This is a genomic window from Nitrosomonas sp. PY1, from assembly GCF_022836435.1.
GTDB lineage: Bacteria > Pseudomonadota > Gammaproteobacteria > Burkholderiales > Nitrosomonadaceae > Nitrosomonas.
The window spans coordinates 990978-1003782 of record NZ_BQXC01000001.1; the positions used below are offsets into that span (position 1 = coordinate 990978).

A 12805-nucleotide genomic window follows, 5' to 3' on the forward strand; every position below is an offset into this window, starting at 1 on the left:
GCATAGATTTGAGATGCTTGGAATTAACCTTGTGCAGCCTTGCGTTTAAGTTTTCCTATTTGTTTATCAATTACTTATCACTGGCTGCCACCGATAATGTTATATAGATCCATATGATTACAATCACACGAAAACAAATTATTGTTATTGCGTTACTTGTTTTTGTCTTAGCGGGCTATTGGAGTTTCAGCGACACAGTAAGAACCAGCAAGAGCATTTACAAAACGCGTATTGTGGAGCGCGGTGATGTTGTACAAACCATTTCGGCTAATGGTACTTTGACGCCAGTGATTATGGTTAATGTTGGCACGCAAATTTCAGGTACAGTAATTCGCTTATATGCCGATCATAATGATCAGGTACAAACTGACCAGATCCTGGCAGAATTGGATCCGGCTTTACTACAGGCACAATTTCAACAATCCAAGGCGAATTTTAATAATGCTCAAGTAGTACTCAGAATTGCTGAGAATAAATTGAAGCGGCAACGTGCTTTAAAGCGCCAAGGTTTTATCTCTCCCGAAGCGCTGGAAATTGCTGAGCAAGAAACTGAAGCTGCGCGTGCACAGGTTTTTGTGAACAAAGCCCAGATGGCTCGTGACGAAACTAATCTCAATTACAGCGTCATTCGTTCGCCAATTTCAGGTGTAGTGATTGCGCGTGACATTGATGTCGGTCAGACTGTGGCCGCCAGCTTTCAGACGCCTACATTATTTACAATTGCGAAAGACCTACGTCAAATGCAAATCAATATTAGTGTGGCAGAAGCCGATATTGGTCAATTGCATATCGATCAGATCGTTCAATTTACGGTTGATGCATTTCAGCATCGTAAATTTAATGGAACAGTGAAACAAGTTCGCCTTAATCCGACTATTCAGGAAAATGTTGTGACTTATAACGTGGTGGCGATGGTTGATAATGAAGATGGTATGTTATTGCCGGGTATGACAGCTAATATTCATTTTGTTGTGGCGCAGCGTACAGGAGTGTTTCGTATACCAAATGCTGCTTTACGTTACCAACCTAAAGAACCCAACGAAACCGAGAAAATCGATAAACCGGTGACGCAGTCAAATGCGTCACGCATTTACCGACTTAAACAAGATAAAATTGAAGTTGTTCCCGTAATTATAGGAATTACTGATGGTAATTTTACTGAAATTATCAGTGGCGAAATTGCTGAAGGCGACTCAATTATTATCAACGAAATTGTCGATAAGAAAGAATCTGAAAGCAAGTTTAAGTTACGCGTTTTTTGATTTTATCGATAGTGAAGAATGTGACTGAAAATGCGCTGATTCGTATTGAACATTTAGGTAAGAGTTATAGTTTACAAGATACGCATGGTCAAACAATCACGAATCCAGTATTGTTTGATGTCAACTTGTCCATCCAGAAAGGTGAGTTTGTTGCCATTATGGGACAATCAGGCTCGGGAAAATCTACCTTAATGAATATTCTCGGGTGTTTGGATACTCCCTCAGAAGGCTCATATTGGTTGGCTGATGAAAATGTTGCCCTATTATCAAACGATCAATTGGCACAAATTCGTAATCAACGTATAGGCTTTGTATTTCAAGGTTTTAATTTGCTTAAACGCATTACTGCACTGGACAATGTGGCGATGCCTTTACTTTATTCCGGAATTAACCGTACACAAAGCCGCAAGCATGCCTTGGAATTGCTATGCCGCACTGGTTTGGAGAAGTTTGCGCAGCATCTGCCAAATCAATTATCCGGTGGGCAACAGCAACGCGTTGCTATCAGTCGCGCATTAATTAACGAACCTCCGTTAATTTTGGCGGATGAACCTACCGGTAATTTAGACTCACAAACCAGTAAAGAGATTATGCTGCTGTTTCAGCGGCTTAATCAAGAGCGAGGCATTACCATTGTGCTGGTCACTCACGAAGACGATATTGCTGCATACGCACAACGTTTAGTTATATTAAAAGATGGGCGTGTTATTGTGGACAAAAGTAATGTTTAATGCGCTATTTCCGTAATACATCATACCAACTCTATTTAAGATTCATTCATGAATTTGTTAGTGATTTTTGTTGAAGCATTAGGAGCTTTGCGTCAGAATCGTCTGCGGACCGGATTAACCATGCTAGGAATGATTATCGGCGTTGCTGCAGTAGTGTTAATGCTTTCGATCGGTCAAGGCGCGCGCACTAAAATTACTGAAACCATAGCTTCGATGGGTAGCAATCTATTTATTGTGGTTCCGGGGGCTACCTCATCTGGTGGCTTCAGTTTTGGTAGCGGTAGCGTCAGAACACTGACTATCAACGATGCCTATGCCATTGCAGAATTGGCTTCGATAAGCGCGACAGCACCGGTTACCTCGGGTACGGTGCAGCTCAATTATTCTGCCAAAAATTGGAGTACGATCATCACTGGTACGACGCCAGATTATTTTGCTGTTGGCAACTGGAGAATAGAAACAGGTACTATTTTTACCGACTCGGATATACGTTCAGCGGCTCGTGTTGTCGTACTGGGATCAATAACCGCAAAAAATCTTTTTGGTGAGGAAGACCCGATAGATAAAACCATTCGCATCACCAATCGACCTTTTTTAGTGATTGGTGTGTTAGCAGCAAAAGGACAAAGCCTGACCGGTCGCGATCAGGATGATAATGTTTTTATTCCGATCACTACCAGCGAGCGGCAAATTACCGGCAATCCATTCCCAGGCTCAATCCGTTACATGCTCGCACAAGCCAAATCTGCTGAAGATATGGATATTGCAGAGATAGAAATGACGCTGTTGTTGCAGCAACGCCATAAAATCACTAAAGGCAAAGAGAATGACTTTACTGTGCGTAATTTAACGGCAATTGCCGATGTTGCCACTGATGCAGCAAAAATCATGTCAATCGTACTGGGTGCGATCGCTTCAGTATCTTTATTGGTTGGGGGGATCGGCATTATGAATATCATGTTGGTGTCTGTTACCGAACGCACACGTGAGATAGGCATTAGGATGGCTATTGGTGCTAATCGACGCGCCATTTTGACGCAATTTCTTTTGGAAGCCGTAATGATTTGCTTTATGGGAGGATTTTTGGGGTTGTTAATCGGCATTGGTGGCGCCTGGATTGTCAGCCGTGTCGCTGATATGTTGATCGTGATTACGGTAGGTATGGTCGGTTTGGCTTTTTTATTTGCTTCTGCAATTGGTGTTTTCTTCGGTTATTATCCTGCAAAGAAAGCTGCATCAATGAAGCCAGTCGATGCATTACGTTATGAATAACACACTTTAAAATGAATATCAGAAAAATAATAAATGAGTTATCGTATGACAACTAATAATGATAATAAAGTACCCCCGACTTCTGAATTCTTGGCAGTTGTGGTGATCGAGCAGAAAAATGAATTGATCACTGTCGGTGAAATTAAGAATGCTTTGCACGAACGCGGTTTTGGCATATTGATGGCAATTGCGGCGATACCCATCTGTTTACCAATACCTGCGCCACCAGGTTACACGACATTGTTTTCCCTACCATTATTTATTTTTTCGCTACAAATGATTTTTGGTATGCGTGCTCCTTGATTGCCTGCCTGGCTTGAGCGAAAGAGCATAAAGAAATCAGCCCTAGAAAATATTCTTACAAAAGCGCAGCCCTGGTTAAAAAAAATAGAGACTTATATGCAACCACGCATGACCTATATTAGTGTGAGTACTTGGGAAAGATTCATTGGGGTTTTTGCATTTGTATTCGCGGTATCGATTGCATTGCCAGTACCACTGACCAATTTTTTACCTGGTTGGGGCATACTGATCATGTCATTGGGGTTGCTTAATCGTGACGGTTTAACGATTCTGGTTGGTATATTGATCGGTACCGTCGGTATCGGTATTGCCATGATTGTACTTGTAGCATTATGGATGGGTATTCGTATGCCAGAGTTTTTTTAAAAAGAGTGTTTAGCAAAAAATAAAAAATGTCAAACGAGTGAGAGTAACCGATAATTCCTTGCTTAAATCAAGCAAAATCACACTTATTATCAGTATCGCAACCAACATCATTTCGTTTTATCGATGGAGCATGCTAATCTCGTGCTCCATCGGTGAAATCCGGTCTATTATCTTTGAAGGATATTGATTAATTAGCCATGACTGTATCTCGTAAAAACAAGAACTCTATGTTACAGCAATCTTTGTTGGGCGCCCGATTGCACGATCCGTTTGGCTATCTGGGATTACATCAGGATAAAAAACTAACTTACATTCGTGTGTTTCGTCCTGGCGTAAAACAGATTTCGATCAAGGTAGAAGATGATTTTGTACCGATGCATTGTATACATCATGATGGTATTTTTGAGTGGAGCGGCGTGACTAAACCCGAAGTTCCTTATCGTTTACGTATCGAAGTCATGGCTGAGAAGCCAATTATTTTTGAAAGCTATGATGCTTACGCGTTTCCATTAAACATTTCCGATCATGATTTGTACCTGTTTAATGAAGGGAGATTATGGCAGGCCTATCGAATGTTAGGAGCGCACGCCGTTCAAAATAATGGGGTCGATGGCATACGTTTTTCAGTATGGGCACCCAATGCCGAACGTGTGAGTGTGGTGAGTGATTTCAATCAATGGGATGGGCGTGTCAATCCCATGAAAGTGCATCATGCCAGCGGTGTTTGGGAATTGTTTATTCCAGATCTGCTGCCAAACACCTTCTATAAATATGAAATTCGTAATCGAAATACAGGGGAAATTTTGCTCAAGACGGACCCCTACGCCAATCGCTATGAATTGCGTCCCAATACCGCCGCAATGACGCCCGAGCTTTCAGCATACCACTGGCACGATGCCGTGTGGATGCAAGAACGCGCTCAGCGCGATTGGTTGCATGCACCCATGAATATTTTAGAAGTGCACGCAGGGTCTTGGAAGCGTCACCTGGATGGACGCTTTTATACTTATCGCGAATTAGCCGAGCATCTGATTGCATACGTGCAGGAAATGGGTTACACGCATATCGAATTGATGCCGATTTCCGAGCATCCGCTCGATGAATCATGGGGTTATCAAACCACTGGTTATTTTGCAGTAACCAGTCGTTATGGTTCATCAGATGATTTTCGTTTTTTTGTCGATGCTTGTCATCAAGCAAATATTGGTGTGATTCTCGATTGGGTACCGGCACATTTCCCGCAAGATACGTTTGCCCTGGCGCGCTTTGATGGTACTGCGCTGTATGAACACGAAGATCCGCGTTTGGGGTATCACCACGATTGGGGCACGTATATCTTTAATTTTGGCCGCAATGAAGTGAAATCCTTTTTGTTGTCCAGTGCGCATTACTGGTTATCCGAGTTTCATTTGGATGGACTGCGCGTCGACGCGGTTGCTTCGATGCTCTATCTGGATTATTCGCGCAAAGAGGGAGAATGGCTACCCAATCAGTACGGTGGTCGGGAAAATTTGGACGCGATCCACTTTTTGCGCGATCTGAATATCATGGTGCATGCCGAATTTCCCGGTGCGCTTACCTTGGCGGAAGAGTCTACCGCCTGGCCAGGGGTATCGCGTCCAACTTATCTCGGTGGTTTAGGGTTTTCAATGAAATGGAACATGGGATGGATGCACGATACGCTGTTTTATATGCGACAAGATCCGATTTACCGACGATACCACCAGAATCAACTGACTTTTAGTCAATTGTATGCTTATAGTGAAAATTTCATTCTGCCTTTTTCTCACGATGAAGTGGTGCACGGCAAGGGTTCGTTGTATAGCAAAATGACAGGGGATAATTGGCAGAAATTTGCCAATCTGCGCTTATTATTCGCCTACCAAATGACTTATCCAGGCAAGAAACTCAACTTCATGGGCAATGAGTTTGGCCAGATAAATGAATGGCGAGTCAATCATGAATTGGATTGGTATCTTCTGGAAGGCTCTTTTCATGTCGGTGTACAAATGGCGCTACGTGACTTGAATCGGCACTATCATACTATTCCGGCACTCCATCAATTGGATTTTTCACCAGAGGGGTTTTATTGGATCGATTGCCAAGATGCTGACCATTCAATTATTAGCTATGTGCGGCAAGATCACAGCGGCGGATTTGTAGTGGTGGTTCTAAATTTCACCCCAGTGCCGCGCGTGGGGTATCGTTTAGGGATACCCATGGCCGGAAATTACTACGAAATTTTTAACAGCAATTCGATCTATTACGGCGGTAGCAACCAAGGCAACATTGGTAGCATCAGTAGCGTCGCACAAAGCTGCATGGGGTTTTCCGATTCGATCACTATCACGTTGCCGCCGTTAGCGGGGATTATTTTGGAATTGCAACCATAACCTCGGTATAGTTGTAGGAATATCATTCGATATTCACCTAGCAGCCGCAGTGATTTGTCGAAGCTTCCCTGAAACGATATGTTTCTCATCCGATCAGCAGCTAAACCGGCATTTTTGACAACATACCTCATTGGGATCCATAAACATACCGGGAAGATTTGCAAGGAAATGAGTTTGTATTTTCTCAAGTCTTGCAAATCTGAATTGCTACACTGCCTTCAAAACACCCTCAATAAATGGTTGTTTATTCAGAACCAACTGATAATAGATCAGGTGTTTATTTTGTAATAAGGTGATCAATGATTAGTTTATGATTTTTTTGAATATGCATTACACCAACCATGAGGACTAATACTGCCATCTACTACTACGCATTCGCCATCGGCTTCAGGTGTTTTGCCAGGTATGAATTGCCGGCAATTACTACATTGCTCATCCCCTTTGGGCTTGTCAACATAACCCATTAATTCTTTAGATGGTTTTCCTGTCTGCGCTTGAGCAACTAAGCTGGTTGTAAAAGGAATTGTAGCACTTAAAGCTATAAATTTGGGGCTGTAGTAGATTAGCTTAGATGTTAAGCTAATCAAATGAAGATAAGTCATTGTAGATTATTAAGGAAAATACAGTTAAGGTTACTGGAATTTTTTGTGCTGGAAGTTACAGCAAGATCAGCAGCCAATATACTCGGAATACAACCCAATAGCGCCGCGTTGTTTTATCGTAAAATACGTGAAGTTATTGCTTATCATCTGGAGCGGGAATCTCACGAAATCTTTGATGGTATAGTGGAGTTGGATGAGAGCTATTTCGGTGGCGTTCGTAAAGGTAAACGTGGCCGTGGAGCTGCTGGTAAGGTGGCTGTGTTCGGCATATTGAAGCGTGGTGGTAAGGTATACACAAAAGTTGTAGGCGACACTAAATCAGAAACACTTATGCCGCTGATAACCAGAAAAATAGCACCTGACAGCGTAGTTTATACAGATTGTTATCGCAGTTACAATGCGCTTGATGTGAGCCACTTCTACCATGAACGGATTAATCATTCCACGTTATTTGCGCAAGGCAAGAATCACATTAATGGGATTGAGAATTTTTGGAATCAGGCCAAACGTGTTTTAAGAAAATACAATGGAATTCCCAAAGAGTCATTTCCATCTTTTCTTAAAGAATGTGAATTTAGATTCAACTATGGAACACCTAAACATCAACTAAAAATATTGAAAAATTGGACTCAAATTTAAGCTGATCTACTACAGCCCCATAAATTTTATTACCTTACGCCTTGAGAATTTTTTTTCACAGTAACTCATAACTTTCCTCCTTGGTTAGATAAACAACAAATGAAGCACTAGAGAAAATGCGATGATTTTTTCGTCACATAAAAATAGTGCTATTGAAGTTCTTTGGCCACACCATCCATAATCAACCACAACCTAACAAGTATTTAGAATAATGCGTAAAATCTACCTTGGTGTCGCATCATAAACACGATTTGAGAACTTTACAAGATTGCATAAGCTTCTTGCTTCAATATAATTCCGGATTTTATTTGTGTTGTGAGCGACCAATAACTCTTTGGCCTTACACATGAACTCAGGATAATTACCCTAAATTCTTAAGAATCCGCAAAAAAAATCAGATTTGTCACGTCGTCTTGTCTGTGCTGATTTCTAAGTTCGCTAAGCAATCAAATTATTGCATAATCATAATTCAATACAATTAGGTTTCAATGGAATTGAAAATGCAATCTATAGCTTACGATGCTAAATCTACGTTGGTTAACGAATTTTTTGGACGCGATACGAATCAATTACAGAAGGATTACTCTTCTATCCTGGAAATCAATGTTCCGAAAAAAAACTATCTTTACCGTCCAGGGAATCGTTGTTCTTATTTGTTTTGGATAAAAACGGTATCGTCAAGCTTTCTCATTTAACCGAGCGGGGGAGTAAAATTACGGTTGATCTGCTCAGGAGAGGGGATGTCATTGGTTGTTTTTTGAATGATCCTGCCGGTCAGGAAATAGATGAGACTGCGCAAGCATTGGATGAGGTTGATTACTATCGGATAGCTTATGGCGATTTTAAAGCAGTGATGTTTCATCAAGCAGAATTGGCTTAGTATGTTATTCAAGATATGTATGCTCGGAAGCGAAGAGGAGAACGCAAGTTAAGAACTATTTTGACTCAGCCGGTTGAGACGCGCGTTATAACTACATTGTTGGAATTAGCTGAGATGTTTGGAATAAGGTGTACTCATGGGTATACCTTGGAAATTCATTTAACTCAACAAGAAGTGGCAGATCTGGTGGGGGCAAGCCGCTCTGTTGTAAGTACGATTTTGAACGATTTTCGAAATCGCGGAATGTATACGCGCGATCAAATTTGTATTAATGATGCTGCTCTTATCGATTCGTGCAGATTCCAATAATCATAATAATGCTTGATGCTTGATGCTTGATGCTTGATGCTTGATGTGGAATTTGTAAATTTGTTTTTTAGGTAACAGACATCAAGAATTGCTCTGTATTAATTTATTGATCTGGTGATTATTGGAGTGACCAAAATTAATATAGGAGCATTTGCATGAAAGTAATCTCACCGCGTATACATGGTTATCTTGATTTTTTGACAGTTTTTATTTTTTTACTTGCGCCTACGTTGTTAGGGCTAGACCAGTTACCAGCAATACTTGCCTATGGCCTTGCGGTAATACATTTGATTGTTACGTTGGTTTCTGATTTTCCTTTTGGAGTAGTAAAGCTAATTCCATTTAGCGTTCATGGTTGGATCGAGCGAATGGTTGGTCCCTTGTTGATAGCGATACCTTTTGCTCTTGATTTTTCTGATGAAGCTGTAGCGAGAAATTTTTATATTGCGATAGGTATTATTATTGTTGTAATTGGTATGCTTACCGACTATCAGGCTGAAGCAAGGGTTGGAAAAATCAAATAAAGTAGATAGCGATGGTGCTATTTGGTTAAGATTTTTTATGCAAGTGGCCATTAGGGTGGCCACATAAGCCAAATGTCAAGTAGTGGCAATTTGAATATTATTGATAAGATGTTGATTTTTCTAAAGTGTAGCAAATTTCTCGCGTAATATAGGTTTAAGGCGCGTTCAAGCTGAAATACGCATTACTCAACAATTTTGAAAGAAAATTGAATGAGGAAAACCAAATCGCGATAAACTACAATCCTTTTTCACGGATTGAAGTTCCTTCGATTCAGTGAAAAAATATCCGTCGAAAGGGGATGGCTCCAAGTTTTTCAATAGTAGGCAGAAATAAGCAGTAGTCGAAGGAATGTAAAATGAATCAAATTGTCCTTATTGCCTTACGAAGGCCCTATACCTTCGTGGTCCTAGCAATCTTGATTGTTTTGTTTGGCATCAAATCGGTACGTACCGCGCCGACCGATGTTTTTCCAAACATAAAAATACCGGTTATTGCGGTGGTATGGGCTTATGCTGGACTTTTATCGAACGACGTTTCTGGGAGGATCACTTTTTATTTCGAGCGTATGTTGACTTCGACCGTCGAAGGTATCGACAAGATCGTTAGTCAGTCGTATTTCGGTATTAGTATTACGAATATATTTCTTCAACCTGAAACCAATCTGGCCGGTGCCGAGGCTGAGGTTACAGCAATAAGTCAAGCAATTGTTAAGGCATTGCCACCCGATATTTCGCCGCCTATGATCATGCGTCTGGAGGCTTCTTCGGTACCGGTTGCGATGGTCCAGGTTACTTCCGAAACGTTGACTCCCGCGGAGCTTTACAATCTTGCTTATACACAGATTAGGCCTTTTCTTGTAACGATCCCGGGAGCAATTTTACCGCATCCTTATGGCGGGAAACCTAAGCAGCTATTGGTATCTCTCGATCAACAAAAATTAATGGCTCGGCAACTGTCAGCAAGTGACGTTCATGCGGCTTTTGATCAGCAAAATCTTGTGTTACCAGCAGGGGACATGAAAATCAAAGAGACAGACTGGATGGTTAAGACAAATGCCATGCCGATTCATGTTGATGATTTTAATAATATTCCAATTAAGAGAAAAGATGATGCTTTCATCTATCTTCGCGATGTCGCTGATGTGCAGCTTGCCGGGCCGCCTCAAACGAATGCTGTACTGGTGGATGGAAAACAGGCTGTAGTTCTTGTTGTGATGAAAGGTGGCGACGCATCGACTTTGGATGTGGTTGATGGTATTAAAAAGGCTATGCCTCGCATAGAGGAAATTCTACCGCCAGGGGTAGAGCTTAAGATTCTTAACGACGCGTCAATTTTCGTCAAAGATTCAATTTTTGACGTTACGCGGGAGATGTTGACTGCCGGTATTCTTGTCGGTGCTATTGTCATGCTTTTGCTTGGTTCTTGGCGTCCGACGGTAATCGTTGCCACTTCGATTCCGCTATCTATCCTGACTTCACTGATTTGCTTGGAGGCATTGGGAGAATCTTTGAATATCATGACACTTGGTGGATTGGCATTGGCCGTAGGAATTCTTGTCGACGATGCGACAGTCATGATCGAAAATATCGATACCCATCTGGCAATGGGTAAGCCTCTCGAAGAAGCAATCGTTGATGCAGCAAACCAAATTGTTGTTCCGACGCTGGTGGCAACGCTATGTATTGTTATCGTTTGGTTTCCTTTGTTCTGGCTTACTGGAGTATCGGGCTGGTTATTCACGCCAATGGCAAAAGCGGTGATGCTCGCTATGCTGGCGTCCTTTATTTTGTCGCGTACGCTCGTACCAACCATGGCAAAGTATATTCTGGTGCATTCCGATTCCCATGAAGATGAACATAAGCAGGGGGGGATTTTTACTCGCTTTCAGCAGGGATTCGAGAAGCGATTTAATCTTTTCTGTAGTGGATATTACGCACTCCTTGAGAAAGTAATCGAGCATCGCAATCGATTTGTAGGAAGCTTGTTGATCGTTGCGATCGGATCTCTCGTTTTGTTCTACTTTAATGGTCGCGATTTTTTCCCAGAAATCAAGTCTGATACCATGCAGATGCATATGCGAGCTCCGTTGGGTACGCGTATTGAGGTTACGAGCCGTCTCACTTCTCTTGTTGCAAAGGATATCGAACGCTTGCTGCCTGGGAAGGTTGAAGGAATAATCAGCAATTGCGGACTTCCTGTTGGCCCCCATAATTTGGCTTTTATTCCAACTCCTACAGTAGGAGCTCAGGATTGTGATTTGACGATTTCTTTAAAGGACGAAAAATCGCCGGTGTGGGATTATCGGAAAATTATTCGTCAGGGGTTGAAGGAATTATATCCAGGGATTGAGTTTACATTTCAACCTGCTGATTTGACAGCAAAAATTCTTAATTTTGGATCTCCGGCTCCGATTGATGTACAAGTAAATGGAATGGATATTTACGGGAATTATGAATTTTCGCGAAAATTGGTCGGTGAGCTACGCAAAATTCCTGGTTCTACCGATGTGGTAATTCAACAAACCATGCGTACACCAACACTGTTTGTCGAAGGCCAAAGAGCATTTGGATTGGATGTTGGATCAGGTGTCGAGTTAAAAGAGAAGGATATTGCCACTAACATGCTTTTATCAACATCCGGGAGCCAACAGATTGACCAAAAATACTGGCTGGATGAAAGAACGGGTATTTCATATCAAATTAACATCTATACACCGCAGCCGCAGCTTGCAAGCATCAAAGATTTAATGACTATCCCTGTCAATTCTGGTGACATTGATTCGGCTGATAGAAGCATACAGCTTCTGGGAAATCTTACAGAGCTATCAGCGATTGGGTCGCCAGGACTGGTTACTCATAAAGGAATTATGCCGTTGTTTAATATATTTGTGTCAGCCGAGGGACGAGGTCTTGGTGGAGTTTTAGCGGATGTTGAGAAAATCGTTCACGATATGGAAAAAGATCTTCCTCGCGGTTCAGCAGTTGAAATAAGTGGTCAAGCAGAGACTATGCGCAGTGCTTATTCCGAGCTGGTTTTTGGTCTTGTAGCTGCTGTTGTGTTGATTTATCTTCTCCTCGTCGTTAATTTTCAATCATGGTTAGATCCTTTTATCATCATTACAGCCTTACCGGGCGCATTGGCTGGTATCGCCTGGTCTTTATTTTTAACTGAAACCAATATTTCTGTGCCAGCCCTGACAGGTGCCATCATGTCCATGGGGACAGCTACGGCAAATTCTATTCTTGTCGTATCCTATGCCAGAGAGCGTATTCAGGAGCATGGAGATGCGTTATTAGCTGCCATTGAATCCGGAAAAGCTCGTATTCGCCCTGTGCTAATGACTGCATCAGCTATGATCTTTGGCATGCTTCCGATGGCTACCGGAGATTCCACTAATGCTCCGTTAGGGCGCGCAGTTATCGGTGGTCTGACATTTGCGACGATATTCACATTGTTCTTTGTTCCTTGTGTATATGCCATGATATACAATAAACGTACCGCTCCTCAGCGTGAGGATTCCTGA

10 protein-coding genes and 1 pseudogene are annotated in these 12805 nt (G+C 41.9%); 10 read left to right on the plus strand and 1 reads right to left on the minus strand.

Annotation, left to right across the window (positions count from 1 at the left end):
- The first annotated feature begins 113 nt into the window (after positions 1 to 113).
- The 5 genes and pseudogenes from W03_RS04570 (at position 114) to glgB (ending at position 6327) form a co-directional block, all read left to right on the plus strand.
- On the plus strand, positions 114 to 1262 hold the full coding sequence (locus tag W03_RS04570) for an efflux RND transporter periplasmic adaptor subunit (protein ID WP_244071832.1): 1149 nt from the start codon (positions 114 to 116) through the stop codon (positions 1260 to 1262).
- Positions 1263 to 1282: 20 nt separating this feature from the next.
- The gene (locus W03_RS04575; RefSeq protein WP_375792728.1) at positions 1283 to 1993 is read left to right on the plus strand and encodes an ABC transporter ATP-binding protein; all 711 of its coding nucleotides are present in this window, start codon (positions 1283 to 1285) and stop codon (positions 1991 to 1993) included.
- A gap of 48 nt (positions 1994 to 2041) precedes the next feature.
- A complete protein-coding gene (locus tag W03_RS04580) occupies positions 2042 to 3265 on the plus strand; it encodes an ABC transporter permease (RefSeq protein ID WP_244071834.1) in 1224 nt (407 codons plus the stop codon).
- A 45-nt stretch (positions 3266 to 3310) separates the two neighbouring features.
- A pseudogene (locus W03_RS04585) lies at positions 3311 to 3934 on the plus strand (exopolysaccharide biosynthesis protein).
- Between the two features lie 197 nt (positions 3935 to 4131).
- Positions 4132 to 6327, plus strand: a complete 2196-nt coding sequence (gene glgB / locus W03_RS04590; protein ID WP_244071837.1) for a 1,4-alpha-glucan branching protein GlgB — start codon at positions 4132 to 4134, stop codon at positions 6325 to 6327.
- Positions 6328 to 6635: 308 nt separating this feature from the next.
- On the opposite strand, the gene W03_RS04595 is transcribed toward glgB, so the two are convergent.
- A complete protein-coding gene (locus W03_RS04595; RefSeq protein ID WP_244071838.1) occupies positions 6636 to 6929 on the minus strand; it encodes a high-potential iron-sulfur protein in 294 nt (97 codons plus the stop codon).
- Here W03_RS04595 and W03_RS04600 point away from each other — a divergent pair.
- The 5 genes from W03_RS04600 to W03_RS04620 all read left to right on the plus strand — a co-directional run bounded on the left by W03_RS04600 (position 6915) and on the right by W03_RS04620 (position 12805).
- Positions 6915 to 7568 carry an IS1595 family transposase gene (locus tag W03_RS04600; RefSeq protein WP_244071182.1) on the plus strand — a complete coding sequence of 218 codons (654 nt, stop codon included), beginning with the start codon at positions 6915 to 6917 and terminating at the stop codon, positions 7566 to 7568. The two genes, W03_RS04595 and W03_RS04600, sit on opposite strands and share 15 nt — an antisense overlap.
- 643 nt (positions 7569 to 8211) lie before the next feature.
- The gene (locus tag W03_RS04605; RefSeq protein WP_244071841.1) at positions 8212 to 8448 is read left to right on the plus strand and encodes a cyclic nucleotide-binding domain-containing protein; all 237 of its coding nucleotides are present in this window, start codon (positions 8212 to 8214) and stop codon (positions 8446 to 8448) included.
- A 114-nt stretch (positions 8449 to 8562) separates the two neighbouring features.
- Positions 8563 to 8757 carry a helix-turn-helix domain-containing protein gene (locus W03_RS04610; protein ID WP_244073696.1) on the plus strand — a complete coding sequence of 65 codons (195 nt, stop codon included), beginning with the start codon at positions 8563 to 8565 and terminating at the stop codon, positions 8755 to 8757.
- Positions 8758 to 8912: 155 nt separating this feature from the next.
- Positions 8913 to 9281, plus strand: coding sequence for a hypothetical protein (locus tag W03_RS04615; RefSeq protein ID WP_244071842.1), 369 nt, complete (start codon positions 8913 to 8915; stop codon positions 9279 to 9281).
- Between the two features lie 356 nt (positions 9282 to 9637).
- A complete protein-coding gene (locus tag W03_RS04620) occupies positions 9638 to 12805 on the plus strand; it encodes an efflux RND transporter permease subunit (protein WP_244071844.1) in 3168 nt (1055 codons plus the stop codon).